The following is a 26265-nucleotide window of genomic DNA, read 5'->3' on the forward strand; positions in this document are numbered from 1 at the left end:
ATCACCCTGCGGTTGAGCCCTTTTGCATTTATGGCAAAATGCCCCGCTTCAGCAACCCGGTCGCGGCGTGCGTGCCTCGCGCGTGTCGCCTTATGCGACCCTAGATCGAGTCCGGCAGGAACACCTAGAGCTTATGACGGAAACCGTAGCACTCAAGATCGTACAGCGCATCGCCAGCGAACTCTCCGTGCAGCCGCGCCAGGTCGCGGCCGCGGTGCAACTTCTCGACGAAGGCTCGACTGTTCCGTTTATCGCGCGTTACCGCAAGGAAGTGACCGGCAATCTCGACGATACGCAATTGCGTAACCTCGAAGAGCGTCTCTTGTACCTGCGTGAACTGGAAGACCGGCGCGCGGCGATCATCGCCAGCATCGACGAGCAGGGCAAGATGACGGACGAACTGCGTGCCGCCATCGAAGGCGCCGACAGCAAACAGGTCCTCGAAGATCTCTATCTGCCGTACAAGCCGAAGCGCCGCACGCGTGCGCAGATTGCCCGCGAAGCCGGGCTCGAACCGCTGGCGCACGCGCTGCTCGCCGATCCCCTGCTCGATCCGCAAACCGAAGCCGCGAAATTCGTGGACGTCGAGAAAGGCGTGGCCGATGTGAAGGCCGCTCTCGACGGCGCGCGTGACATCCTCTCCGAACAGTTCGGCGAAACCGCCGAACTGCTCGGCAAGCTGCGCGAGTACCTGTTTAACCAGGGCGTGGTGTCGTCCGCCGTGGTGGAAGGCAAGGAAAGCGAAGAAGGCGAGAAATTCCGCGACTACTACGACTACTCGGAAACCATCAAGACGGTGCCGTCGCACCGCGCGCTTGCCCTCTTCCGCGGCCGCAACGCCGGCGTGCTGATGGTCAAGCTGGGCTTGGGCGAAGAACTGGACGCGCAGGTGCCGCATCCGGGCGAAGCGCTGATTGCGCGGCACTTCGCCATTGCCAACCAGAACCGCCCCGCCGACAAATGGCTCTCCGACGTCTGCCGCTGGTGCTGGCGCGTGAAGGTGCAGCCGCACATCGAAAACGAACTGCTCACCAATCTGCGCGAAGAAGCCGAAGGTGAAGCCATTCGCGTGTTCGCCCGCAATCTGAAGGATCTGCTGCTCGCGGCGCCGGCCGGGCCGAAGGCCGTGATCGGTCTCGATCCGGGTCTGCGCACCGGCGTGAAGGTGGCGGTGGTGGACCGCACCGGCAAGGTGCTCGCTACCGACACAATCTATCCGCACGAGCCGCGCCGCGACTGGGACGGCTCGCTCGCGAAGCTGGCGCGTCTGTGCGCGCAGACCCAGGCTGAACTGATCAGCATTGGCAACGGCACGGCCTCGCGCGAGACGGACAAGCTGGCGAGCGAACTGATCGCGCGTCACCCGGAATTCAAGTTGCAGAAGATCGTGGTGTCCGAAGCGGGCGCGTCGGTGTATTCCGCGTCCGAACTGGCAGCAAAAGAGTTTCCGGAAATGGACGTGTCGCTGCGCGGCGCGGTTTCGATTGCACGCCGTCTGCAGGATCCGCTCGCTGAACTCGTGAAGATCGAACCGAAGGCGATCGGCGTCGGCCAGTATCAGCACGACGTGAATCAACGCGAGCTGGCGCGCTCGCTCGACGCGGTCGTCGAAGATTGCGTGAACGCGGTCGGCGTGGATGCGAACACGGCTTCCGTTGCGCTGCTCGCACGTGTGTCGGGTTTGAACGCCACACTCGCGCGCAACATCGTCGATTTCCGCGATGCCAATGGTCCGTTCCCGACCCGCGAACATCTGCGCAAGGTGCCGCGTCTCGGCGACAAAACCTTCGAGCAGGCGGCCGGCTTCCTGCGCATCAACAACGGCGAGAATCCGCTCGACCGTTCGTCGGTGCACCCGGAAGCATATCCGGTGGTCGAGCGTATGCTCGCGAAGATCAACAAGCACGTGGGCGACGTGCTCGGCAATCGTGAGGCGCTCTCAGGCCTTTCGCCGGCCGAGTTCGTCGACGATCGCTTCGGTCTGCCGACGGTTCGCGACATTCTGAGCGAACTCGAAAAGCCGGGCCGCGATCCGCGTCCCGAGTTCAAGACCGCGACTTTCCGCGAAGGCGTGGAGAAGATTTCGGATCTGTCGCCGGGCATGGTGCTGGAAGGCGTCGTGACGAACGTCGCCGCGTTTGGCGCGTTCATCGATATCGGCGTTCACCAGGACGGCCTCGTGCACGTGTCGGCGCTGTCCACCAAGTTCATCAAGGACCCGCACGAAGTCGTCAAGGCTGGTCAGATCGTCAAGGTCAAGGTGCTCGAAGTGGACGTGAAGCGTCAGCGCATTTCGCTCACCATGCGCCTTGCGGACGACTTCGGTGCAAGCGGCGGCGGTGCTGCGCCTCGTGGTGCAGGCGCGCAGCCGGAGCGCGGCAACGCGCGGCCGGGTGGCAACGCCCGCGCACAACAGCCGCGCTCGCGTGAGCCGGAACCAGCGGGTGCGATGGCCGCGGCGTTTGCGAAACTCAAGCGCTGATCGCTGCCTGAAGAGGTGCCCGGTGGCAATTCGATCGGGCGCCTGATTCAAGAGGTTTGCAAATGAATAGCCCAATCGGCTCACGCTGATTGGGCTATTTCTTTGTGCGGTTTTGTCCGCTGGCAATCACAGGTTTCTATTGGCCAGCCGCGTTTAAACGAACTTCCTCGTCCTCGACGAAAAACACTCCGCGTCATTTTTCGAGCGCGGCGGCGTCTCTCATTCCATCAAATCTCGATCTTCGTCCCCAGCTCCACTACGCGATTGGCCGGAATACTGAAGAAATCGGTCGGCTTGGCTGCGTTCTGATGCATCCACGCAAAGACCCGTTCGCGCCACACCGACATACCCGGCAACTGCGTCGGCACCACCGTTTCGCGAGCAAGGAAGAAGGACGTGTCCATGATCTCGAACGTCATGTCATGCGTGCGGCCCACGTCGAGCAGGACCGCCTTCACGTCCGGCGTCTCATTGAAACCATACGCCGCCTTGACGAGGAACAGGCCGCCGCCAATTTCCTTGACCGTCACGCGCTCGCTGTCGTTCACGTACGGAATGTCCTTCGTCATGAAGGTCAAAAAGATGGTGCGTTCGTGCAGCACCTTGTTGTGCTTAAGATTGTGCAGCAAGCTGACCGGCACCAGAGTGGCGCTACCCGTCAGATAGATTGCCGTACCCGATACGCGATGAGGCGGATGCGCGAGCAGACCCTGCAGGAACGGCATGAGCGGGATACCGTCCGCGGCCGTGCGCTCCTTGACGATCATGCGGCCCTTGAACCAGGTCATCAGCAGGAAGAACAGCAGTGCGCCGATACCAAGCGGAAGCCAGCCGCCCTCTTCCACCTTCAGCAGGTTGGCGCCGAAGAAGCCCAGGTCGACCACCATCAGACCACCGATGATGAGCGCCACCAGCAGCTTGTTCCACTTCCACACATTGACCATCACCACGCAGGCAAGGATCGTCGTAATCACCATGGTCGCCGTCACGGCAATGCCGTACGCGGCGGCGAGGTTGTCCGAGCTCTTGAAGGCGACCACGATGCACAGGATGATGAAGAGCAGCATCCAGTTCACCACCGGCACGTAGATCTGGCCAATTGCGAGATCCGACGTATGCAGGATCTTCATGCGCGGCACGTAGCCCAACTGGATGGCCTGACTCGTCAACGAATAGGCGCCTGAAATGACCGCCTGCGACGCAATCACGGTCGCCACCGTCGACAGCACCACGAGCGGCAGCAACGCCCAATCTGGTGCGAGCAGGAAGAACGGATTTTCGATGGCCTTCGGGTCGTGCATCAGCAGCGCGCCCTGGCCGAAGTAGTTCATCACGAGCGACGGCATCACCAGCGCATACCAGGCCATGCGGATCGGCTTGGCGCCAAAGTGACCCATGTCGGCGTACAGCGCTTCCGCGCCGGTCAGCACCAGCACCACGGAGCCAAGCACGACGTAGGCCTGCAACACGTGCGCGGCCATGAACGAATAGGCGTAGTAGGGATTGAGCGCGGCAATGACGCTCGGCGACTGCACGATGTGCACGATGCCGAGCAGACCGATCACGACAAACCACACCACCATGATCGGGCCGAACAGACGGCCCACCATTGCGGTGCCGTGTCGCTGTATCCAGAACAGCACGATGAGAATGACGATGGTGAGCGGCAGCACCAGATGCGACAGATTCGGCGCGGCGATTGCGAGACCTTCGACTGCGGAGATCACCGAAATGGCCGGCGTGATGACTGCGTCACCGTAGAACATGCAGGCGCCGAAGATGCCGAGCATCATCAGCAGACCGGCCAGTTTTTTCGTGTGATCCACCGACCGCAACGCCAGCGCCATCAGGGCCAGCACGCCGCCCTCGCCGTTGTTGTCGGCGCGCATCACGAACAGCACGTACTTCACGCCGACGACGATCACGATGGCCCAGAAGAGCAGCGAGATCACACCAAGGATGGATTGGTCTGTCAGCGGAATGCCATGCGACGGGCTAAACGCCTCCTTCAGCGAGTACAACGGACTGGTGCCGATGTCGCCGAATACCACGCCGATCGCGGCAAGCGCGAGCGAGGGCAAAGGCTGTTTGTGCACGTGATTGGACTCTGTCATAAACGCGAGGGATCCGTTCCTGGGCGGAAAAAACGAGCGCTATTCTAAACTGGCTGTAAGGTAGCGCCCCGGCCTGTTGTGCGTACACCACGTGGACAGCCCGCGCAGTTTAGCACCGAGCAACAGGCGCGTCAGTGCTTCAAGGCGCATGCGACGCGGCGTGCCTACGCCCGTCACATAAGGCTGCGCATGCGCTTTGCATGACACGCGCCATCTCTGCAAAACCTGTGGACGAAAAAAAACGGAACCCAACCGGGCTCCGTTTTTGCGGATTCGATGCCACACGCCTCGCGTGTCGGCGCGCATCACTTTTCCGCGCGCTCCTGCGCCATCCCGCGCTTGATCCATGCGCCGAGATTGTGAGGACGAACCGTGTCCCACTCCTCGAACGGTTGATGAATCCACGGATTGGTGGGCAGAAACTGCACGTGATAGTCGGGCTTCACTTTCGAGCAACCCTTGTACCAGAGCACCGCCGAACGCACTGCGGTGATGGCCGGATAGCGTTCCTTCAGATGCTGCTGCACGCGCGCGAGCGTCACGCCCGAATCGACCAGATCGTCGACCAGCAGCACGTTGCCCGAGAGTTCACCGCGCGTCATCGTGATGTATTGCGCGATGTCGAGCTCGCCCTGCTCCGTGCCCGCCGCTTCGCGGTACGAACTGGTGGCGAGAATGGCCAGCGGCAGATCGTAAATGCGCGAAAGCTGATCGCCCACACGCAAACCGCCGCGCGCCAGACACAGGATCTTGTCGAACTTCCAGCCCGACTCATGGACCGCGAGCGCCAGCAGTTCGATCAGGCGGTGATACTCGTCCCAACCGACCCACAGGTTCTTGTCGTCATTGCGCGGGTCCTTCATCGCAATCATGGGTACACCCTGCGTCATCTGTTAAACCTTGAACGGGTGACGAAGCAGAATCGTCTCGTCACGATCGGGACCAGTCGAAACCATGTCGATCGGCACGCCCGCCACTTCCTGCACACGCGTCAAATATGCGCGCGCGTTGGCCGGCAGCTTGTCCCATTCCTTGATGCCCACGGTGCTTTCCTTCCAGCCGCCGAAGGTCTCGTACACCGGCGTGCAACGCGCCACTTCCGTTGCGCCGCGCGGCAGCAGATCGCAGTCCTTGCCATCCACCTTGTAGCCGACGCACAGCTTCACTTCGTCGAGACCGTCGAGCACGTCGAGCTTGGTCATGCACAGACCCGAGACGCCGTTGATCTGGATCGAGCGGCGCAGCGCGGCTGCGTCCAGCCAGCCCGTGCGGCGCGGACGGCCGGTCACCGAGCCGAATTCCTTGCCGACCGTAGCCAGCGTCAGACCGATCTGCTCCTGACGATCCGCGTTGTCCGCGTCGTACAGTTCGCTCGGGAACGGACCCGAGCCCACGCGCGTGCAGTACGCCTTCGTGATGCCGAGAATGTAGTTCAGCTTTTGCGGACCCACACCTGCGCCCGCCGCGGCCGCACCGGCCACGCAGTTGCTCGAGGTGACGAACGGATACGTGCCGTGGTCGATATCGAGCAACGTGCCTTGCGCGCCTTCGAACAGCAGATTGCGGCCGGCCGCGTTTTCGTCATACAAACGGCGCGAGACGTCCGTGACCATCGGCTTCAGACGATCGGCGTAGCTCAGCATCGTGTCGAGCGTTTGCTGGAAGTCGACCGCGTCGACGCCCAGGTACTGCGTCAGCACGAAGTTGTGATAATCGAGGTTTTCGCGCAGACGTTCCGCGAAGCTTTCCGGATCGAACAGGTCCTGCACGCGCAGGCCGCGACGCGCCACCTTGTCTTCGTAGGCCGGGCCGATGCCGCGGCCGGTGGTGCCGATCTTGGCGGCGCCACGGCGCTTTTCACGGCCCTGGTCGATGGCGACGTGATACGGCAGGATGAGGGTGGTGGCTTCGGAAATGAACAGGCGCTTCTGGACGTCCACGCCGGCGGCTTCGAGCTCGCCAATTTCCTTGAACAGTGCTTCCGGCGACAACACGACGCCATTGCCGATGTAGCACGCCACGCCGGGATGCATGATGCCCGACGGAATCAGACGCAAGATGGTTTTCTTGCCGCCGATGATAAGCGTGTGACCGGCATTGTGACCGCCCTGGAAGCGAACGACGCCGTGGGCGTGGTCCGTCAGCCAGTCGACGATCTTGCCCTTGCCTTCATCACCCCACTGGGTCCCCACGACGACGACGTTGCGCCCGGGGTTCACATTCACTGCGCTGGCAGACATGTTGTTTCTTAAGCTGGTTAAAAACGTATTCTACCCATCTTCGCGGAAGCTTCCGAATTTTTCCGTTTCCGCTCAAAGGCATGGGCGTTATGTTGGGTATAGCGGATGCTACTTCATCTGATGCGGTGCTACTTCGCGCTCACGCGCGACCAAGCGTACGTGAGCATGCCCCGGTGGCACGAGCGCGCAGCAGTTCGGCGTGCTCAGGAACGCGGCTCGACGACCCATGCACCATTGCGCTCCACAAGCACACGGTCGCAGGCAAATTCATCGAGCGCATGGTCATGACCCGGCAACGCCTGAATGACGATTTCGCCGGCGTCGCGCAACGCAGCCACGCTCGCGCGCAATGCCTCGTCGTGCTGCCACGGCGCGAGAATCGCGCTGCTGCGCGCTTCGACCGGCGAGATGCGCGCCACTTCGCGCAGATCGAGCGAGAAGCCGGTTGCCGCACGTGCACGGCCGTACGCCTGGCCAACATGGTCATAACGGCCGCCGCGGGCCACCGCGTTCGGCACGCCATCCACGTAGGCTGAGAACATCACGCCGCTGTGATACGCGTAGCCGCGCAGATCGGCCAGATCGATCATCACCTCCGCGCCTTCCACCTGCGAGGCGAGGAACGCGAGGTCGTTGAGCGCACGGTCGATCTCCGGCATTTTCGGCAAGCGCTGGCGTGCTTCTTCCAGCACCGAGCCATCGCCGTACAGCGCAGGCAGTGCGCGCAGCGCGTCACGGATAACCGGGCTCAGGTTGGCCGTCAGTTCTGCAAGACGCGGCACGTCCTTGCCGGCCAGCGCGCCATACAGCGATTCGCCGAGCTGTGCCGCGGCCGGTTCCGCCGCGATCAGCGCGGCCAGCACGCCCGCATGACACAGGTCGAGACGGACTTTCGACAGACCTGCCAGACGCAGCGCGTCGAGCATCAATTGCTGGATTTCGAGGTCGGCTTCGAGGCCGGCGTGGCCATAGATTTCGGCACCGATCTGGATCTGTTCGCGCGTGGCGTGCAGACCGCGCGGACGCGTATGCAGCACGTTGCCGGCGTAGCACAGACGCGTCACGCCTTGCCGGTTCAGCAGGTGCGCGTCGATGCGTGCCACCTGCGGCGTGATGTCGGCACGCAGACCGAGCGTGCGGCCCGACAACTGGTCGACCAGCTTGAAGGTGCGCAGATTGAGGTCGTGTCCCCCGCCCGTCAGCAGCGACTCGAGATATTCGAGCAGCGGCGGCATCACCATTTCGTAGCCGTAGACGCGGAAACGGTCCAGCAGATGACGCCGCAGTTCTTCGATCTTGCGGGCTTCCGACGGCAGCACGTCGGCAATATTCTCGGGAAGTAACCAGGTCGACATCGATACAGTCCTACGACATTGAACGCGGCGCCTGCGCGCGCCGGGAAATGAAAAGAAGTGGCACCGGGTTCAGGTCGCGATCACCAGCAAAATCAGTCCGAGCGCCATCACGATCAGGCCGCCAATGCGGATCTGATGCGTGGGCCGTTCCGCTATTTTACGAAACGTGTCGCGCCATGCCGCGGGAAAAACGAAGGGAAACATCCCTTCGATAATCAGCATCAGCGCGATCGCAAGCAATAACGAGCCAACTATATCCATGCGAATGGGGTGCCGCGAGACGGACGCCGCGGCGCTCCTGTGATCAGTGTTTGCGCGGTGCCGCGGCGGCGTCCGGCGTCACATCACCGGTCGGACTACGCATGAAGCGGAAAAACTCGCTGCTCGAATCGACCACGATGACGTCGTTCGGCTTGAAGGTGTTCCGATAGGCCAGCATGCTCTGGTAGAACTCATAAAACTGGGGATCGCGGCCGTAAGCGTCCGCTGCAATCGCGGCGGCCTTGCCATCGCCCTCACCCTTGATGGTCTGCGCCTGCAGGTTTGCCTGCGCCAGCAGCGCCTGCTGCTGGATGAGCGCGTCGGCCTTGATCTGATCGGCTTCCGCCACGCCCTTGGCGCGTTCGACGCTCGCCGCCTGTTCGCGTGCCGCGCTCATGCGCTTGAAGACCGAGTCGGTCATGGCCGCCGGGAAGTCGATGCGCGCCAGCTGAATGTCGATCACGTCGACACCGAGCGAGCCCGCCGCCGACGCCATCGCGCCGCGCGCTTCATCTGCAATGGCCTGCTGCTTGCCGAGTGCGTCGGTGAGTGTGACCTTCGCGAAGGCATCGCTCAGCGCGCTGCGCGCGAGCAAGGCGAGCCGGTCCGGCAAGGTCTGCTCGTCACCCTTGGTCTGGGCGAACAGTTTTAGCGGATCGGCGACGCGATACCGCACGACCGGATCGACCAGCAGATCCGTTTTGTCAGACGTGATGTAACGGTCTTCATCCGGTGTGTCGAGCGAGCGGATACGGCTGTCCACCAGCATCACCGTCTGCAGCGGCGGCGGCAGCTTTACGTGCAGGCCAGGTCCGAGCAACACCGGCTCGGCATCGCCATGCCCTGACACCACGGCCATATGACGCTGATCCACCACGAACACCATCGACGACGCAGCAAACAGCACGATGACGATACCCACGACGAGCGCAATGATTCGATTCATGTTCGCGCTCCTTATTGAATGTCGTCTTCGCGGCCGCGGCTGCGGAACGCGTCGCGCGAGCGCAGCGAATCGCTGGCGGCGTCGGGGTCGCTGGCGGCCGTCGCGGCGCCGGGGGTGCCCGGCGCGGTGCCCGTATTACTCGTCGCATCCGCGGCGGAACCGGCCGGCGCCGTGGCGCCTGAAGCGTTGGCACCACTGGCGGCTGGCGGTGCAGCCGCAGCGGCTGCACCCGATGCGGCGCTCGCCCCGGCGGCCTGCTCCGCGTGCTGGCGGTTCGCCTCGACCAGCTTGTCGAGCGGCAGATACATGACGTTGTTACTCGCCTTGCTGTCGACAAAGACCTTCGTGGAATTCGAGTAGATGTGCTGCATGGTGTCCAGGTACATGCGCTCGCGGATCACCGCCGGCGCTTTCGCATACTGCTCGTAGACCTGCTTGAAGCGCTCGGCGTCGCCTTGCGCCTGCGCCACCACCTGGTCGGCATACGCCTTTGCTTCGTCGACGAGACGCGCGGCGTCGGCCTGGGCATGCGGCAGCAGGTCGTTGGCGTAGGCCTGCGCATCGGCCTTCGCACGTTCGCGATCCTGATGGGCCTTGGCGGCGTCGTCAAAGGCAGCCTGCACCTGCTCGGGCGCCTGTACACCTTGAATCGTCACACCGGTCACGACGAGCCCGCTTTGCGATTCGTCCAGGGAATGCTGGATCGCGTCGGTGAGCTGCTGACGGATTGCTTCGCGATCCTGATAGAGAATGTCGTCCGTGCTGCGCGCGCCGACGATATTGCGCACCGCCGCCTGCCCCGCCTGCACGACGCTTTGATCCGGATCGGCACTGCGGAACAGGTAGTCGGTGGCGTTGCGCACCTGATACTGGACTGCAAAACGCACGTCGATGATGTCGCCGTCATGCGTGAGCATGGCGGCGTCCTTGACGTTGGCGAGACGCACGACGTTATTGCGGCCGATTTCCACCGAGCGCACTTCGCCGATATTCACGAGTTCCTGCGCTTCGAACGGATACGGCAGACGCCAGTGCACGCCCTGCGCAGCCGTGTAACGGTACTTGCCGAACTGCGTGACAACCCCGGCCTGACCGTCCTGCACCACGAACACGCCGCTGCCCAGATAAATGGCGATGAGCACGCCGATCACGATACCCACGCCAATGCGCGCACCGCGGCCGTTGTCCGGGCGACCCAAACCGCCGCCCGAGCCCTTGCGGCCGAACACACTGCTCAGGCGCCGGTTGAAATCGCGCCACATCTCGTCGAGATCGGGCGGACCGTCACCGTCCTTGCCGGACGGCGGACGCTTTGGATCGTTCGGACGCTGGCGATCGCCATTGCCCTCACCCCGGCCCCAGCGCGGATCGTTCATCGACAGAATGGCGCGCAGGCGCAGCCAGATACTCCGCTCGTTGTAATCGTTCACCTGTGTTCGTTCACCAGAGTAGACAGCGGGTCAGTGCAATTGGGACGGGTCAGTGCCCGAGTTCGGGGACCTTGCGGTCGTCGCGTGGCGCTGCAAGCCGGTGTTGTTCCGGCTCTTCTTGCGGCTCTGCTTTTGGCTCGGCGCTCGTCTCTTCGTTCCGCTCTTCGCTCGGCTCTTCGTTCTGCTCTGCTTTTGGCTCAATCTGCAGCCCATCAGGAAGAGAATCAGCGGCTGCGATTTCGGCGATGGCAGCGCGCAATGTATCAAGCCCCTGCCCGGTGCGCGCGCTCAAAAAGACGCGCGAAATATTACCATACTCATCCCGCTCGACCGCGTCGCCTCGGGCCGCCAGCTCTGGCACCGCGTCGATCTTGTTGAACACCAGCACCTGACGGATCGTGTCCGCACCAATCTCGTGCAGTACCTCGTTGACCTGATCGATCTGGTCGAGCCGCACGGCGCTCGATGCGTCCACCACATGCAGCAGCAGGTCGGCGTGAATGGTTTCTTCGAGCGTGGCGCGAAACGCCGCGACCAGTTGGTGAGGCAACTCGCGGATGAAACCGACTGTGTCGGACACCACCACCTGGCCCGCCTCGTCACCGAGGTAGACGCGCCGCGAGGTCGTATCGAGGGTAGCGAACAATTGATCCGCCGCGTACGCCTGCGCCTTGGTGAGCGCATTGAAGAGCGTCGACTTGCCCGCGTTGGTGTAGCCGACCAGCGAGACCGACATGGTGCGGTTGCGCTCACGCGCGCGCCGCTGCGTGCCGTGCTGGCGACGCAGTTTTTCGAGGCGCGTCTTGAGCGCCTTGATGCGCTCGCCGATCAAACGGCGGTCGGTTTCGAGCTGCGTTTCACCCGGACCGCGCAGACCGATACCGCCCTTCTGCCGTTCAAGGTGAGTCCACGCGCGGATCAGCCGGGTGGACAGGTACTGCAGCTGCGCGAGTTCCACCTGCAACTTGCCTTCGTGACTGCGGGCACGTTGCGCAAAAATATCGAGGATCAGGCTCGTGCGATCGATCACACGCCTGTTAAGCGCCTGCTCCAGATTACGTTGCTGGGCCGGTGCCAGTGCGTGATTGAAGATGACGATTTCGATGTCGTTGGCCTCGCACGCAAGACGCAGTTCTTCGGCCTTGCCGCTGCCGACGAACATCTTGGCATCGGGACTGGACCGGCGTCCGGTGAGGGTAACGAGGGGATTCGCACCCGCGCTTTGCGCGAGCAGACTGAGTTCTTCGAGACTGGCTTCGAAATCGATCTTACCGAAGTCGATGCCGACAAGCGCTGCGTTGATCAAATTGGAGGGTATCAAAATGAGGCGGCCGGGAGAAATCGCCAACGGGCGACACTACGCCGGCCGCGACGGGGGTTAGGACTGTTCAGAATCCGGGTGGAAATTCACCGGACGGGCTGGCACGACTGTCGAGATTGCGTGCTTGTAGACCATCTGGGTGACCGTATTCCGGAGCAACACGACGTACTGGTCGAACGATTCGATGTTCCCTTGAAGCTTGATGCCGTTGACCAAATAGATCGAGACCGGCACATGCTCTTTACGCAGTGCGTTCAAAAACGGGTCTTGTAACAATTGCCCTTTGTTGCTCATAGCAAACTCCGTATTTTTTTGCAGGTTGACTAAATCGACGACGAAGAAAAAGAAATCCGTCGTCAACCGCTACACTATAGCCGATTTTCGTTTTTGCGCGCGCAGCCTGGCCATCCGGCCAAACCCAACACACACGCGGGTTTCAGCCTTTGTCCGCGTAAGGGTTCGTGGATGATCTGAACTCTATGCGCAATGGAGTCCCGGTCAGCGCGAAAGTTTCCCGGAAGCGGTTTTCGAGGTAGCGTTTATAGGTTTCCGTGATCGCGTCGAGCGCGTTGCCGTGGATGACGATGATCGGTGGATTCTGTCCTCCCTGGTGCGCGTAACGCAGCTTCGGGCGCACCGGACCGCGGCGGCGTGGCTGCTGGAATTCGACTGCGTCGATCAGCGCCCGCGTCAGCTTCGGTGTCGGAAGCTTGGCCATAGCGGCAGCGTAAGCGTCGTCGACCGAGCGCATCAACGCGCCGATCCCCGTTTTCTCTGCTGCCGAAATGAAGTGAAACTTGGCGAAGTCCAAGAATTTTAGTTTGCGCTGCAAGTCGGCTTTTGTGCGGTCCCGCACATGGGAGTCGAGCCCGTCCCATTTGTTTACGCCAACTACCAGCGCGCGGCCCTGCTCGACCACGAAGCCGGCAATGTGCGCGTCCTGATCGGAAATGTCCTGACGGGCATCGAGCAGCAGAATCACGACGTTCGCATCCGAGATGGATTGCAGCGTCTTCACCACCGAAAATTTCTCGATCGCCTCGAACACTTTGCCGCGCCGGCGCAAGCCTGCCGTGTCGATCAGCGTGTAGGGCTTGCCCTGTCGCTCGAAGTCGACGTAGATCGAATCGCGCGTGGTGCCCGGCATGTCGAAAGCGATCACGCGTTCCTCACCCACCAGCGCATTGATCAGCGTCGACTTGCCGACGTTAGGACGGCCGACGATGGCGATCTTGATGCCGCGCGTGGCTTTCTCTTCGTCGCTCTCTTCCGGCTGACCGGCGTAAGCGACTTCGAGCGCCTCGTTGATCATCTCGGTGACGCCGTCGCCGTGCGCGGCGGAAATGGCACGCGGGTCGCCGAGTCCCAGCTCGTAGAAATCGGCGGCCACTGCGCTGTACTTCATTCCCTCGGCCTTGTTGACGACGAGGAAGATGGGGCGGCCCGTCTTGCGCAGATAGTCGGCAATCGACTTGTCCTGCGGCGCGAGACCATTGCGGCCGTCGACGATGAACACGACGATGTCCGATTCCTCGACGGCCTGACGCGTTTGCCGCGCCATTTCGTGGAGGATGCCGTCCTTCGCGACCGGCTCGAAACCGCCGGTGTCGACGACGAGATAAGGACGCTCGCCGGTACGGCCTTCGCCATAGTGGCGATCGCGCGTGAGGCCCGGCAAGTCGGCAACGAGTGCATCACGCGAGCGCGTGAGGCGATTGAATAGCGTGGATTTCCCCACATTGGGGCGCCCCACAAGGGCAATAACGGGTTTCATCAGATGTTGTTCACGGTGAAACGCGGGGTCGACAACGAGCATCCCGCGCGCGACGCCAGGCGGCCGCGTCGCGGCTGCGTTTGACGCAAATTAGCACGAATTCGGCCGGCCCCGGATACGCCGCAAATATGCGCGGCCGGGCGGACGTTGAGTTGGCTGTATGGGCGATGCCGTTGCGCCACTGGGTTTCAATGTCGCGGCGCGTCGCATCGCAGCGCCCACGGCTTGCCGATGCCGCCAGGTTCGGACGGTGACGCGGACCGTCTCGGAAGCGACTGCTGGACCAGCCAGGCCAGCAGTCTGTCGTTCTGTTTCTACTTGATCTGTTTCTGTTCGGGCCACCCGCGTCATGCGCATGACTCGGGTTTGAATAACCTGCAAACGCGCGCGGCCGGCAAAGCCGGCCTGCGCTACTGCTGCCCTCAGCGGACGTCGTGCAGCAGACGCCCGAACCTCAATTAACGCGGACGGAACCCGTACAGGTCGCCGTCATGCGTTTGCACCACCAGCGTCTCGCCCGCGAGTACCGGCGCTGCGGTGATCGGGCTGCCGTCAGTGGGCAGGCGCGCAACGAAGGTGCCGTCATCACGCGAGAGGAAGTGCACGAAGCCTTGATAGTCGCCCAGCACGACCGCGTGACCGAGCAGGAACGGAATGCTGACGTCGCGGTTCTTCAGCTTGTCGTTGGTCCAAAGTTGCTTGCCGCTGGTGGCGTCGAACGCGTTCACGACCGACCAGTCGTCGCCGCCCACTACCGTGCTTTCATCCTGCGCGAGACCGGTCGTGCTCGAGAAGGCCTTTTCCCACAGCGGACGGCCGGAGTTCGCGTCGAAGCAACCAAGCTGGCCCTGGAACGTCACCGCGCACGTTTGTGCGTTCACCAGCGTAGGCGCACCCGTCACGTCGTTGATCCGCTCTACTTCCGTTACGCCCTTCGGGTACGACACCGGCGTTTCCCAGTAGGCGTCACCCGTCTGCACGTTGATGGCGGCAAACGAGCCACCCGGGAAACCTGCCAGCACGGCTGCATCGCCCGCGAACGTCATGCCCGATGACACACGCAGATTGAGCGGCACTGCGCGGTTGCGGTACACCCACCGCTGCTCGCCGGTCTGCGCGTTGAACGCCGTGATCTGGCCGTCGACCGTACGCACGATCACGTAGCCATTGCCGACCAGCGGCGGCGAGATGATTTCGCCCGGTGCAGTGTTCTTCCACAGCAGCTTGCCGTCCTGACCCAGCACATACACTTCGCCCTTGAGCGCGCCGACCGCGGTCAACGTGCCGTCGCTACCGACGCCTGCCGACAGATCGCTACCCACCTTCACGCGCCAGACATCCTTGCCGGTTGTCGCGTCGATCTTCGCCACCGAGCCGTTGGCCCCTGCCGCATAGACGTCGTTACCGACTGCGACCGGCGAGAACAGATAGCGCCCCGCCTTGCCGACGCTCGACTTCCAGGCCTGCTGCACGGTCAGCACGGATTTGAATTCGGTGAGCGGCGTCGGCGTGCGGCGCTCGTCTTTCGTGGATGAGCAAGCCGCCAGCATGAAGACGGTCATCGCACAGGCAACGGGCACAGCGTAGCGTTTCAGCAGATTCATCGGTTGACGTTGCATTTAGGGAAATTAATCAAATTGAAGGGGTGGATTGTCGCTTATGGCGATCAACCGCCCAGCGCGTCCAGTTTGAACTGAATCAACTGGCGCTCGGATGTATCGTTTTTCGGCAGCGCATCGAGTGCGAGCTGGTAGGCCGCACGTGCGTCATCGCGTTTGCCTTGCGCGGCGAGCAGGTCACCACGGCCATTGGCAACGACACCCTTGAACGCGTCCGACTGCGGCTCGGAGAGCAACGCCAGGCCCTGGTCGTAGGCCTTGTCGTCGAGCAGCAGCGAAGCAAGACGCAACTTGGCGATCTGCTTGAATTCGTCGTCCTTCGCGTTGTCGATGGTCCATTGCAGCTGCGCCTTCGCGCCGGCTTCATCGCCTGCTGCATACAGTGCCTTCGCTGCGGCGAGTGCCGTCATCTGCGCGTACGCGGTGCCGCCAAAGCGGCTTTCCATGTCGCCAGACACGCGGGTCACCAAGGCCTTGTCGCCGGCATTCACGGCCTGTTGCACCTGGTCGTACAGCACTGCGGCTTCCGCTGCCTGATGACGCTGCCAGTAATTCCAGCCGTTCCAGCCAGCCGAGGCGATCAGGGCGGCCAGCACGATCCACGTGGTGGCATTGCCCCACTGTGCCCACCATGCCTTCAGCCCTTCAATCGATTCTTGTTCGTCGTGGTAACTCATCGCCAGGCGATTCCTTCTCTTTTAACCTTGTATATGTCGAACCGCGTGGCCGACTACATCGCAATCAGTCGTCGCCGTCTTCGGCGGATGCAACCATCGCATTGATTAGAAATTCGGTCAAGTCTTCGGCCGGAACGTTCTGTTGCTCGTTCTTACCGCCCGATTGACTCGTATCCCGCAACGGTTTCACACCCACGGTGCCGTTGGCGATCTCGTCTTCGCCGAGGATCACCGCAAAGGCGGCGCCGCTCGCGTCGGCGCGCTTCATCTGCGACTTGAAGCTCGCCGTCTGACCGTCAGGACTGCAATGCAGAATGACGTCGAGGCCCGTATCGCGCAAACGCTCGGCGATGATGAAGGCCTGCTCGCGCGCTGCGTCGCCCTGGTGAACGACGTAGACATCGCAGCCTTCGTCTTCCGGCACGAGATCATCTTCCTTCAGCAGTTCGAGAATGCGCTCGATGCCCATTGCCCAGCCGCATGCCGCCGTCGGCTTGCCGCCCAGCTGTTCGATCAACGGATCGTAACGGCCGCCCGCCGCCACCGTGCCCTGCGCGCCGAGCTTGTCGGTCACCCATTCGAAGACGGTGAGATTGTAGTAATCGAGACCGCGCACGAGACGCGGGTTGATCGTGAACGGCAGGTTGTTCGACTTGAGGATGCGCTGCAGCCCGTCGAAGTGGGCGCGCGACGCTTCGCCCAGGAAATCGATCAGCTTCGGCGCGTTCTGTGCGACTTCCTGCAGCGCCGGATTCTTCGTGTCGAGCACGCGCAGCGGGTTCGTGTAGAGACGACGCTTCGCATCTTCGTCGAGCACGTCCATGTGCTTTTCCAGATACGCGATCAGTTCGACGCGATGCGCCGCGCGTTCTTCCGCGAGACCCAGCGAGTTGATCTCGAGACGAATGCCGGTGAGTCCCAGGTCGTCCCACAAACGCTGACACATCATGATGATTTCAGCGTCGGTGTCGGGTCCAGCGAAGCCGAGCGCCTCGACGCCGACCTGATGGAACTGGCGATAGCGGCCACGCTGCGGACGCTCGTGACGGAACATGGGCCCGATGTACCACAGCCGCTTTGGACCGTCGTACAGCATGTTGTGTTCAATCGAAGCGCGCACGACAGCGGCCGTATTTTCCGGACGCATTGTCAGGTTTTCACCGTTCAGCGCATCGGTGAAGCTGTACATTTCCTTCTCGACGATGTCAGTGACTTCGCCGATACCGCGCGTGAACAGTTGCGTATGCTCGACGATCGGTGTCCGAATGTTCTGGTATCCGTAAGAACGGAGCAGGGATTTGACGGTCGTTTCGAAAAACTCCCACAGACCAGCTTCCTGCGGGAGGATGTCGTTCATGCCCTTCACGCCGGACAGCTTCTCAAGCTTTTTCTTCTGTTCAGTCATCTGTCTTCGATTGACGGTTATGCGTTGAGCGCGGTCGCGCGGCCATACGTGCGCTCGACATATTCGCTCACGATTTGCTGGAATTCTTCGGCAATGCGTTCGCCGCGCAGCGTCTTTACCTTCTCGCCGTCGATGAACACCGGTGCGGCCGGATTCTCACCGGAACCCGGCAGGCTGATACCGATATTGGCCTGCTTCGATTCGCCCGGGCCGTTGACGATGCAGCCCATCACGGCCACATGCATCTTCTCGACGCCTGGATATTGATCGCGCCAGACCGGCATCTGCGTGCGCAGATACGTCTGGATCTGCGAGGCGAGTTCCTGGAACAGCGTGCTGGTGGTACGTCCACAGCCCGGGCACGCGATCACCATCGGCGTGAACGAACGCAGACCCATCGTTTGCAGGATTTCCTGACCGACGATCACCTCACCCGTGCGCGATGCGCCCGGTTCAGGCGTCAAGGAAATGCGGATCGTATCGCCAATGCCTTGCTGCAACAGCACCGAAAGCGCCGCCGTCGAGGCAACGATGCCCTTCGAACCCATGCCCGCTTCCGTCAGCCCCAGATGCAGTGCGAAGTCGCAACGGCGCGCGAGTTCACGGTACACCGCGATCAGGTCCTGCACGCCGCTGACCTTGCACGACAGAATGATCTTGTCGCGGCCCAGACCGAGTTCCACGGCGCGTTCGGCCGAGCCGATCGCCGACTGGATCAGCGCTTCATACATCACGCTTTGCGCTTCCCACGGGGTACTGCGCGTCGCGTTTTCGTCCATCATTTTCGCGAGCAGATCCTGATCGAGACTGCCCCAGTTGACGCCGATACGCACCGGCTTGTCGTACTGGATTGCCGCTTCGATCATCTGTGCGAACTGGGTGTCGCGCTTGGCGCCATGCCCGACGTTGCCCGGATTGATACGGTACTTCGACAGCGACTCTGCGCACGCGGGGTAATCGCGCAGCAACAGGTGGCCGTTGTAGTGGAAATCGCCCACCAGCGGCACCGACACGCCCATGCGGTCCAGCTGCTCACGCACCGCCGGCACCGCCGCCGCCGCTTCCGGCGTATTGACGGTGATACGCACGAGTTCGGAGCCCGCTTGCGCGAGTTCCTTGATCTGAATGGCCGTGCCGATCGCATCTGCGGTATCGGTGTTGGTCATCGACTGCACGCGAACGGGCGAGTCGCCACCGATCGTCACGAGCTGGCCGCCCCAACGGACGTCTACCGCATGCGATTTGCGACGTGGCGCGTGGCCGCCGAACACCGGTTCGGTGGAACTGATCTGGCTACTGGATTGGGATTGCATCGAAAAACCCATTTACACCGCATGCGTTGCGCTTCACGCATGCCGCATGAATTGAAAAAGCGCCGCGGCCGTTTTCAGCCGCGACGCGGACCCTATCAAGGCAGCGTCATGCGCGCCACATTGCCCTTGGCGGACGCGTATTTCTGCGGGTCGACTGGCTGGCCGTCGAGCGTGATCGAATCGAGTCCTGCCTTGTTGCCGACAGTGACCTTGAACGGTCCGACGCCCGTGACCTCTTTGGTGTTGCCCGCCTGCACGAGGCCCGAGAACAACTCCTTGCCGTCGTTCTGACGCACGCTAAACCAGCTATCCTGCGTCACGCGGACCGCGACGATCGACTCACCTGCCGCTGCCGTTACCGCCTGCGATGCCGCCGTGGCCACCGCTGGCGCGCTTGCTGCCTTGTTCAATGCTGGTGCCGCGGTCTGCGAGGCCGCTTTTGGCGCGGCCGCGAGCGGCGCCGCCGAAGCTGCAACATCAGCCGTGGGCAACGGCGCAGGCATCGGTGTCCCCGACGCAGCGTTATCCGTTGCCGCCTGACCCTGGTCGCTCGCCGATGCCGCAGCATCCTGCGATGCATCCGAACTCGCCGTTTGTCCTTGCGCCACGGCCCCCGATGCGCCATTCGGACCAGCCGCCGCATTGTTGGCCGTCGCACGCAGGCGCGCCAGCCACGCCGACGAATCGCCGCCGTTGGTATGCCACATGGCCAGCGCGATGACAGCAACGATGACCGCCGCGATACCCCACAGCCATGAACGATGCCGCTGCCCGTTACCGCCGAGCGACAGCGACACGCGCCCGCGCGGCAGATCGCGCCCAGACGAGGCGGGCATGGACAGATTCGGCTCAGCGATGCCCTTCTCACGACGCAACGCCTGCGTGAAGGGCGCCGGATCGGCGCCGAGCATCTTTGCGTAACTGCGCACCACGCCAAGCGCGAAAGTGGTGTCAGGCAGATGGCTGATGTCACCCGCCTCGAGCGCACGCAGCTTGGCCGACGACACTTTCAGGCGCGCCGATACGTCGTCGATCGACCAGTTTTTCGATTCGCGCAATTGCGCGAGCCGCGCGCCCACCGCCGTCAGCGAGTCCAACGCCGTTTGCCCGACAGGCGACACGGCCGGCTGCACCACAGCCCGTGCTGCCGGCTCCGGATGCCCTGCGTGGTTCCCTGTGTCCTGCGGGTGCGGGTGCTGCGGCTCACTCATCCCAAATCCTTTCGCGTCGATTCTTTTTCATTCGTGCGATTCCGTCGGGCGTCATTGCCTCGAATCCGGTTCGCAGTCCGTTTATAACAAAATGCGCGGCCTCATGTGCCGCTTCCGATCGCTTCTCTCAACTTTCTTTTCAACACCCCGATGCACCGTGGATGTTTCGCGCTTCTGCGCCCCTCTTATTCATCTTGCGCACTCGTCCAGGCGCATGAGCGCCGCAGACGCCGCGCTTACACCGCGCGGACTTCGATCACCTTACCCATCTTGCCCGTGCGTTCGGCAAGGCGCGTGCGATCCTTGACCGCGCCGGCCAGCTGGCCGCACGCCGCGTCGATATCGTCGCCGCGCGTCTTGCGGATGGTGGTGACGACGCCCGCATCCATCAACACCTGGGCAAAGCGCCTGATCTGCTCGTTCTTCGAGCGCAGCAAGCCCGACTCAGGGAACGGATTGAACGGAATCAGATTGAATTTGCACGGCACGTCACGCGTCACGGCGAGCAGTTCACGCGCCTGCGCTTCGCTGTCGTTGACGCCGTCAAGCATGCAGTATTCAAACGTAATGAAATCGCGCGGCGCGACCTTCAGATACCGCTGGCAAGCCGCCATGAGCTCACGCAGCGGATACTTCTTGTTGAGCGGCACCAACATGTCGCGCAGCGGATCGGTTGGCGCATGCAGCGAGACCGCGAGCGCCACCGGCAGATCCGCGCCGAGCCGGTCCATCATGGGCACGACACCCGAGGTGGACAACGTGACCCGACGGCGCGACAGACCGTACGCATTGTCATCGAGCATCAGACGCATGGCCGGGACCACCGCGTCATAGTTGAGCAGCGGCTCGCCCATGCCCATCATGACGACGTTCGTGACGACGCGCTCGCCCTTGCCCTCGCCTCCCAGCGCGCGGCCGCCCGCCGTGCCCAGCGAGGCGCGCAGCGCAAACTCGGCCATGCGCAACTGGCCAATGATTTCGCCGGTGGTGAGATTGCGGGAGAAACCTTGTTTGCCGGTGGAACAGAAACGGCAATTGACCGCACACCCCGCCTGCGACGATACGCACAGCGTGCCGCGCGTTTCTTCGGGGATGAAAACGGTTTCAACCGCGTTGCTGTTGCCGACGTCGATCAGCCACTTGCGTGTGCCGTCGGTAGAAATGTGGTCGCTGACGATGCCGGGCATCGCAATGGTTGCCCGATCTTTGAGCTTTTCGCGCAGCGACTTCGCCAGATCCGTCATGCCGTCGAAGTCGGCGGCATTGTATTGATGGATCCAGCGTTGCAATTGCTTGGCGCGAAACGGCTTCTCGCCCAGGCTGTCGCAATAGGCGACCAGCCCTTGGGCGTCGAGATCGAGAAGGTTGACGGTGGGACTGCTCGTCATATCGAATCCTGCCATTTCAGTGCGAGACTTTCATTCATGCAACAAGCTGCATGAACGCATGTGCCGTTCGCGCCCGTTCCTGCTGCTTTACCTTACTACTTTGCCGAGCGCTTAGCGCGAGTAAACGTTGACTTCCGGGAAGAAGAACGCGATCTCGACCTTGGCCGTTTCCGGTGCATCCGAACCGTGCACGGCGTTAGCGTCGATGCTGTCGGCGAAATCGGCGCGAATCGTGCCCTTCTCGGCCTTCTTCGGATCCGTTGCGCCCATCAGGTCGCGATGCTTCAGGATAGCGTTTTCGCCTTCCAGCGCCTGCACGACCACCGGGCCGGATATCATGAAGTCGACGAGGTCCTTGAAGAACGGACGTGCAGCGTGCACAGCGTAGAACTTCTCTGCGTCAGCGCGCGACAGATGAACCATGCGCGAAGCGATGATCTTCAGACCAGCGTTTTCGAAACGGCTGTAGATCTGCCCGATCACGTTCTTGGCCACTGCGTCCGGCTTGATAATCGACAGGGTGCGTTCGATCGCCATAAAAACTCCAGAAAATTAAGAGGTTACAGATTCAAATGAATCCGCTATTGTAGCATGTTCCAATGTATGATTGCGATTGAACCCTTACAGCATTGAAAGACTCGAAGCAGGAGTCTCTATTTGTTTGTAGCGTGGGCTGCCGGGCATTGAAACTACCCGCGTCGGCGCTAATCTTAGGGATGACAGAACCACCGGCTGGCGGCATATTTCGCCAGCGGCCGGACTGCATAACCACGGCGAGTTACTACGTCTGAAGCAAGGAGAAACCATGAACGAACATCCCTACAGTTTTGGCCGCAATGGTGCTGTCAGCACGGCCGAGACTCGCAACCGCGTACTACGCAACACGTACTGGCTGCTGGCGCTTTCCATGGTGCCGACCGTGCTCGGCGCGTGGGTGGGCGTGGCTACCGGCTTCTCGCTGTTCGCCGCCACCAGCCCGGCCATGAGCATGCTGGCGTTCTTCGCCATCGCGTTCGGCTTCATGTTCGCCATCCAGCGCACCAAAGACAGTTCGCTGGGCGTGTTCGTGCTGCTCGGCTTCACGTTCTTCATGGGCCTGATGCTGTCGCGCATGCTGAGCTTCATCCTCGGCTTTTCGAACGGTCCGTCGCTCATCATGCTGGCGTTCGGTGGCACCGGTGTGATCTTCGCGGCTATGGCGACCATCGCCACGGTCAGCAAGCGCGACTTTTCGGGCCTCGGCAAGTGGCTTTTCGTCGGCGTGATCGTGCTGCTGCTGGCTATGGTGGCCAACATGTTCCTGCAACTGCCGGCGCTGATGCTGACGGTGTCGGTGCTCGCCATCGCCATCTTCTCGGCCTACATGCTGTTCGACGTACAGCGCGTGGTGAACGGCGGCGAAACCAACTACATCACGGCTACGCTCGCAATCTACCTCGACCTGTATAACGTGTTCGTGAATCTGCTGGCGCTGCTCGGCATCTTCGGCGGCAACCGCAACTAGGCAGGTTCAGGCAAGGCGCGCCCGTGAATGCGAACAACACGGGCCGCTGAAGTACCGGGTGCGAAGCACCTGCTGTAACGAGCCGTAATCAGTGCGTTTAGAGGTACGGCTCAGACAGATCCAAAAACAAAACGCCCATGACGTTCATCGTCATGGGCGTTTTGTTTTTTGAACCCGTCTTTTACATTTCATTTTTGCGCAGCGCTGTCGCGCGCGGCGCCGCTTGGGGCATCTACGACGCGGATCACAGGCTCAGCCAGGCAAACCCATCGTCCTGCGATGCCACCACGACCTCCGTCGCCGCCGCACCCAGCACGCCAGCCATAGCGGCCTGCGCAAGTTCAGGCAGGTTGTTCTGCTTGCTCAGATGGGCCGCCACCAGGTGCCGCAGGCGCGAGCGATCGAGTGAGGCAAGAATTTCCGCCGCCGCGTCGTTGTTCAGATGGCCGTGATTGCCGCCAATGCGTGCTTTCAACGACTGCGGATAGCGGCTCGCCGCGAGCATCTGGACGTCGTGATTGCATTCCAGCACGAGCGCGTCGCAGCCGCTCAGCACCGCGCTGATGTGCGGCGTCGACGTACCCACATCGGTGAGCACGCCCAGCCGCTGCGCACCATCGGACAGCACATATTGCAGGGGCTCGCGTGCGTCGTGTGGAACGGTGTAAGGCAAGACGCTGAGATCGCCGATCGCGACCGCTTCGTCACCCCACAGCACGTTGAGTTCGACGTCGGCTTCGTCCGCGCCCACTGCCCGCGCGGTGCCCCAGCTCATGAAGAGCGGAATGGACCACTTGCGCGCCAGCGTCAGCGCGCTACCAATGTGGTCGGTATGTTCGTGGGTGATGAGAATGGCGTCGAGACTGTCGACGCCCGCGCCGAGGCGCTGCAAGCGGCGCTCGACTTCCTTCGCCGAGAAGCCGCAGTCGAGCAGGACACGCGTGGTGGTCGCGCCGCTTTGCACTTCCACGAGCAAAGCGTTGCCTTCGCTGCCGCTTCCCAGGCTGGCGAACCGCACAGGTCGCCTTAGTTCAGTTGCGCGTGCAGCAGCGACACGATGTTCTGTGCGTCCGACGACGTATCAATCTGGCCACTGGTGTCCACCACTGCCACCTGGGTCGCTGCGTCGCCATTCGACGTCACGCGCACGAGGAACTCCTGGCCCGGCTTGTCGGACTTGCCGCTGTAGAACAGCTTGCCGAACAGGCCTTCCTTCTTCAGTTCCTGCGCGGAATCGGCGTAGCGCACGTAGTAAATGCCCTTCTGGCGATCCCGGTTGTCAACAGCGAAGTTGGTGCGGTCGAGTGCGAGACCCACACGCAACCAGGCGCGATCGAACGATTCCTGCAGATCGAGCGTTTCGGCGCCCGCCGCCATCGCGACCTTCACCGGCGCGGTGGCCGGCCGTGCGTCGGTCAGCAATTGCTTCGACTGCGCGTCCGTCAGACCGAATTTTTCCATCAGCTTGGCGAGGAACAGCGCTTCGAGCGCCGGATCACGCGGACGCTCCACCCACTTCGAGGTGGTCTTGTCCTGGCCCGTCAGCATTTCTTCCATCGCGCTATGCGTGATCGAAATATCCGTGGCGTCGTCCGGACCGCGCGATACGAGGGTGCGGAAGCTGTCGCGGGTACCCGACGAATACGCGAAGTCGATCACCTTGCCGACCGTGCGACGGAACCAGTCGTCCGGAATGTTGGCGCGGTTTTCCGCCCAGTCGGTCGTCATGATGCCGGTAGCCGCCGCGTCGGTCTTTAGCACGAAGCCGTTTTCCTGCCAGAACTCCTGCAACTGGGGCCACAACTGCTCAGGCGTGCGGCCGTCGACGACCAGCCAGCGGCGGTCGCCATCGCGCTCGATATGCATGCCAAGCGGGTCTTGCGCAGTCGGCACGCCTTCCGTGGAATTGCCGGCGGCCGTGACGTTACGCGTGGGCGCGCCACCCAGCGCCAGGTTGGCCGGCGGTGCCACGTATTGCTGCTGGGTCTTCTGCGCCTGCAGATCGCTCGGAACATTCAGCGGCGGTGCCGTGCCCGCGCCCTTGTAGTTGACGCGGTCGGAAGCAAACCAGTCGTTCAGCGTGTCACAGCCGGCGAGCGTTACGAGAGCAAGCGCCAGCGCCGCCATGCGGGTTGCGTGGAGGGAAAGTGCGGAACGTTTCATGAGGTCCTTCGTGAAGCTGGAACGCGGTGCCTGGTTCTATGCCGGGAACGTGGGCGATATCGACGTCGGTTAAGGAAATGCCGGTGACGGGCTGCGCAGTGCTGAAACGACTCAGCTCAGCAGGCCCGCTTCGCGCAGCGCCGCACGCACCACTTCGTGGTAGCGCGCATCGAGCGGGGTGAGCGGCAGGCGGATGCCGCCCTGCGCGCGCCCCAGTTGCTGCAGGGCCCACTTTGCCGGAATCGGGTTCGATTCGATAAAGAGGTTCTTGTGCAGCGACAGGAGTTTCAGATGAATTTCGCGCGCGGTTTTCGCGTCGCCTGCCAGCGCGGCCTTGCACAGCTCGCTCATCGCGCGCGGCGCGACATTGGCCGTGACGGAAATATTGCCGTGACCGCCCAGCAGCATCAATGCGATTGCGCTGGGATCGTCGCCGCTGTAGATGCCGAAATGTGCCGGCGCCGATTTGATCAGATGCGCTGCACGGTCGATGCTGCCGGTTGCTTCCTTCACGCCGATGATGCCTGGCACCTGGGCGCAACGCAGGATCGTTTCGTTAGACATATCCGCGACCGTACGGCCCGGCACGTTGTACAGGATCACCGGCAGATCAACCGTCTCCGCGATCTTCGCGAAGTGACGGTAGATGCCTTCCTGGGTCGGCTTGTTGTAGTACGGCACGACCTGCAGCGAAGCGTCTGCGCCGACTTCCTTAGCCTGGCGCGTCAGCTCGATGGCTTCCGTGGTCGAGTTGCCGCCCGAACCGGCGATCACCGGAATGCGCCCAGCCGTATGCTCGACGGCAGTCTTGACCATCAACACGTGCTCTTCCACCGACAGGGTGGCCGATTCGCCGCTCGTGCCGACCACGACCAGCGCATTCGTACCCTCTTCGATGTGCCAGTCGATCAGCTTGCGAAACGCCGGCAGGTCGAGGCTGCCGTCTTCGAGCATGGGGGTCAGGATGGCGGGAATGCTGCCGCGAATCTGCGGGCCGTTGCCGTGAATGCTGTTAGTCATGAAACGCCATGAATTTAATCAGTAAACCGCGATTGTAGCGGA

At 62.2% G+C, this 26265-nt stretch carries 22 protein-coding genes; 2 read left to right on the forward strand and 20 right to left on the reverse strand.

The annotated features are described in order from the left end of the window. Positions 1-133: 133 nt before the first annotated feature. Positions 134-2482, forward strand: coding sequence for a Tex family protein (locus D0B32_RS23525; protein WP_117336677.1), 2349 nt, complete (start codon positions 134-136; stop codon positions 2480-2482). 227 nt (positions 2483-2709) lie between these two features. On the opposite strand, the gene D0B32_RS23530 is transcribed toward D0B32_RS23525, so the two are convergent. The 17 genes from D0B32_RS23530 to ndk all read right to left on the reverse strand — a co-directional run bounded on the left by D0B32_RS23530 (position 2710) and on the right by ndk (position 22073). Continuing rightward, positions 2710-4596 carry a potassium transporter Kup gene (locus D0B32_RS23530; RefSeq protein WP_117336678.1) on the reverse strand — a complete coding sequence of 629 codons (1887 nt, stop codon included), beginning with the start codon at positions 4594-4596 and terminating at the stop codon, positions 2710-2712. Between the two features lie 305 nt (positions 4597-4901). Further along, a complete protein-coding gene (locus D0B32_RS23535; RefSeq protein ID WP_117336679.1) occupies positions 4902-5486 on the reverse strand; it encodes a phosphoribosyltransferase in 585 nt (194 codons plus the stop codon). A gap of 3 nt (positions 5487-5489) precedes the next feature. Continuing rightward, positions 5490-6836 (reverse strand): adenylosuccinate synthase, encoded by a 1347-nt coding sequence (locus D0B32_RS23540; protein ID WP_117336680.1) that lies wholly within the window; start codon positions 6834-6836, stop codon positions 5490-5492. Between the two features lie 203 nt (positions 6837-7039). Further along, a complete protein-coding gene (locus D0B32_RS23545; protein ID WP_117336681.1) occupies positions 7040-8191 on the reverse strand; it encodes an ATP phosphoribosyltransferase regulatory subunit in 1152 nt (383 codons plus the stop codon). Positions 8192-8260: 69 nt separating this feature from the next. Continuing rightward, positions 8261-8452 (reverse strand): DUF2065 domain-containing protein, encoded by a 192-nt coding sequence (locus D0B32_RS23550; RefSeq protein ID WP_117336682.1) that lies wholly within the window; start codon positions 8450-8452, stop codon positions 8261-8263. 43 nt (positions 8453-8495) lie between these two features. Next, positions 8496-9398: a protease modulator HflC gene (hflC, locus tag D0B32_RS23555; RefSeq protein WP_117336683.1), complete on the reverse strand. Its 903-nt coding sequence runs from the start codon at positions 9396-9398 to the stop codon at positions 8496-8498. A gap of 11 nt (positions 9399-9409) precedes the next feature. Beyond that, a complete protein-coding gene (gene hflK, locus D0B32_RS23560) occupies positions 9410-10828 on the reverse strand; it encodes an FtsH protease activity modulator HflK (protein WP_117336684.1) in 1419 nt (472 codons plus the stop codon). Between the two features lie 49 nt (positions 10829-10877). Continuing rightward, positions 10878-12176 (reverse strand): GTPase HflX, encoded by a 1299-nt coding sequence (gene hflX, locus D0B32_RS23565; RefSeq protein ID WP_181969881.1) that lies wholly within the window; start codon positions 12174-12176, stop codon positions 10878-10880. 30 nt (positions 12177-12206) lie between these two features. Further along, the gene (gene hfq, locus D0B32_RS23570; RefSeq protein ID WP_006051315.1) at positions 12207-12443 is read right to left on the reverse strand and encodes an RNA chaperone Hfq; all 237 of its coding nucleotides are present in this window, start codon (positions 12441-12443) and stop codon (positions 12207-12209) included. A gap of 142 nt (positions 12444-12585) precedes the next feature. Then, positions 12586-13923, reverse strand: a complete 1338-nt coding sequence (gene der / locus D0B32_RS23575) for a ribosome biogenesis GTPase Der (protein ID WP_117336816.1) — start codon at positions 13921-13923, stop codon at positions 12586-12588. Positions 13924-14381: 458 nt separating this feature from the next. After that, positions 14382-15527 carry an outer membrane protein assembly factor BamB gene (bamB, locus tag D0B32_RS23580; protein WP_117336686.1) on the reverse strand — a complete coding sequence of 382 codons (1146 nt, stop codon included), beginning with the start codon at positions 15525-15527 and terminating at the stop codon, positions 14382-14384. A gap of 62 nt (positions 15528-15589) precedes the next feature. After that, positions 15590-16219 carry a tetratricopeptide repeat protein gene (locus tag D0B32_RS23585; RefSeq protein WP_117336687.1) on the reverse strand — a complete coding sequence of 210 codons (630 nt, stop codon included), beginning with the start codon at positions 16217-16219 and terminating at the stop codon, positions 15590-15592. Between the two features lie 64 nt (positions 16220-16283). Continuing rightward, positions 16284-17624, reverse strand: coding sequence for a histidine--tRNA ligase (gene hisS, locus D0B32_RS23590; RefSeq protein ID WP_117336688.1), 1341 nt, complete (start codon positions 17622-17624; stop codon positions 16284-16286). Positions 17625-17641: 17 nt separating this feature from the next. Then, positions 17642-18949, reverse strand: a complete 1308-nt coding sequence (gene ispG, locus D0B32_RS23595; RefSeq protein WP_117336689.1) for a flavodoxin-dependent (E)-4-hydroxy-3-methylbut-2-enyl-diphosphate synthase — start codon at positions 18947-18949, stop codon at positions 17642-17644. An 83-nt stretch (positions 18950-19032) separates the two neighbouring features. After that, positions 19033-20148: a helix-turn-helix domain-containing protein gene (locus D0B32_RS23600; protein WP_117336690.1), complete on the reverse strand. Its 1116-nt coding sequence runs from the start codon at positions 20146-20148 to the stop codon at positions 19033-19035. A gap of 236 nt (positions 20149-20384) precedes the next feature. Then, positions 20385-21536, reverse strand: a complete 1152-nt coding sequence (gene rlmN / locus D0B32_RS23605; protein WP_117336817.1) for a 23S rRNA (adenine(2503)-C(2))-methyltransferase RlmN — start codon at positions 21534-21536, stop codon at positions 20385-20387. Positions 21537-21647: 111 nt separating this feature from the next. Continuing rightward, positions 21648-22073 (reverse strand): nucleoside-diphosphate kinase, encoded by a 426-nt coding sequence (gene ndk / locus D0B32_RS23610; RefSeq protein ID WP_074264186.1) that lies wholly within the window; start codon positions 22071-22073, stop codon positions 21648-21650. A 268-nt stretch (positions 22074-22341) separates the two neighbouring features. Between ndk and D0B32_RS23615 the strand changes: the two genes are divergently transcribed. Next, complete coding sequence (locus D0B32_RS23615; protein ID WP_117336691.1) at positions 22342-23040, forward strand: Bax inhibitor-1/YccA family protein; 699 nt, start codon at positions 22342-22344, stop codon at positions 23038-23040. A gap of 244 nt (positions 23041-23284) precedes the next feature. On the opposite strand, the gene D0B32_RS23620 is transcribed toward D0B32_RS23615, so the two are convergent. From D0B32_RS23620 to dapA, 3 genes are all read right to left on the reverse strand, one after another. Then, entirely contained in the window at positions 23285-24058 is a 774-nt protein-coding gene (locus D0B32_RS23620; protein WP_117336692.1) for an MBL fold metallo-hydrolase, read from the reverse strand. Positions 24059-24066: 8 nt separating this feature from the next. Next, a complete protein-coding gene (gene bamC, locus D0B32_RS23625) occupies positions 24067-25203 on the reverse strand; it encodes an outer membrane protein assembly factor BamC (protein WP_117336693.1) in 1137 nt (378 codons plus the stop codon). A 111-nt stretch (positions 25204-25314) separates the two neighbouring features. Further along, positions 25315-26223, reverse strand: coding sequence for a 4-hydroxy-tetrahydrodipicolinate synthase (dapA, locus tag D0B32_RS23630; protein ID WP_117336694.1), 909 nt, complete (start codon positions 26221-26223; stop codon positions 25315-25317). Between the last annotated feature and the right edge of the window lie 42 nt (positions 26224-26265).

This window comes from Paraburkholderia sp. DHOC27, from assembly GCF_003429005.1.
GTDB lineage: Bacteria > Pseudomonadota > Gammaproteobacteria > Burkholderiales > Burkholderiaceae > Paraburkholderia.

Coding starts and splice junctions, on each gene's coding strand:
- ndk (WP_074264186.1), bottom strand. CDS start 22,073: ATGGCGATCGAACGCACCCTGTCGATTATCAAGCCGGACGCAGTGGCC.
- ispG (WP_117336689.1), bottom strand. CDS start 18,949: ATGGGTTTTTCGATGCAATCCCAATCCAGTAGCCAGATCAGTTCCACC.
- D0B32_RS23525 (WP_117336677.1), top strand. CDS start 134: ATGACGGAAACCGTAGCACTCAAGATCGTACAGCGCATCGCCAGCGAA.
- D0B32_RS23550 (WP_117336682.1), bottom strand. CDS start 8,452: ATGGATATAGTTGGCTCGTTATTGCTTGCGATCGCGCTGATGCTGATT.
- der (WP_117336816.1), bottom strand. CDS start 13,923: ATGAAACCCGTTATTGCCCTTGTGGGGCGCCCCAATGTGGGGAAATCC.
- D0B32_RS23535 (WP_117336679.1), bottom strand. CDS start 5,486: ATGACGCAGGGTGTACCCATGATTGCGATGAAGGACCCGCGCAATGAC.
- rlmN (WP_117336817.1), bottom strand. CDS start 21,536: ATGACGAGCAGTCCCACCGTCAACCTTCTCGATCTCGACGCCCAAGGG.
- dapA (WP_117336694.1), bottom strand. CDS start 26,223: ATGACTAACAGCATTCACGGCAACGGCCCGCAGATTCGCGGCAGCATT.
- D0B32_RS23545 (WP_117336681.1), bottom strand. CDS start 8,191: ATGTCGACCTGGTTACTTCCCGAGAATATTGCCGACGTGCTGCCGTCG.
- D0B32_RS23530 (WP_117336678.1), bottom strand. CDS start 4,596: ATGACAGAGTCCAATCACGTGCACAAACAGCCTTTGCCCTCGCTCGCG.
- bamC (WP_117336693.1), bottom strand. CDS start 25,203: ATGAAACGTTCCGCACTTTCCCTCCACGCAACCCGCATGGCGGCGCTG.
- D0B32_RS23615 (WP_117336691.1), top strand. CDS start 22,342: ATGAACGAACATCCCTACAGTTTTGGCCGCAATGGTGCTGTCAGCACG.
- hflC (WP_117336683.1), bottom strand. CDS start 9,398: ATGAATCGAATCATTGCGCTCGTCGTGGGTATCGTCATCGTGCTGTTT.
- bamB (WP_117336686.1), bottom strand. CDS start 15,527: ATGAATCTGCTGAAACGCTACGCTGTGCCCGTTGCCTGTGCGATGACC.
- D0B32_RS23540 (WP_117336680.1), bottom strand. CDS start 6,836: ATGTCTGCCAGCGCAGTGAATGTGAACCCCGGGCGCAACGTCGTCGTC.
- hfq (WP_006051315.1), bottom strand. CDS start 12,443: ATGAGCAACAAAGGGCAATTGTTACAAGACCCGTTTTTGAACGCACTG.
- D0B32_RS23585 (WP_117336687.1), bottom strand. CDS start 16,219: ATGAGTTACCACGACGAACAAGAATCGATTGAAGGGCTGAAGGCATGG.
- hisS (WP_117336688.1), bottom strand. CDS start 17,624: ATGACTGAACAGAAGAAAAAGCTTGAGAAGCTGTCCGGCGTGAAGGGC.
- D0B32_RS23600 (WP_117336690.1), bottom strand. CDS start 20,148: ATGAGTGAGCCGCAGCACCCGCACCCGCAGGACACAGGGAACCACGCA.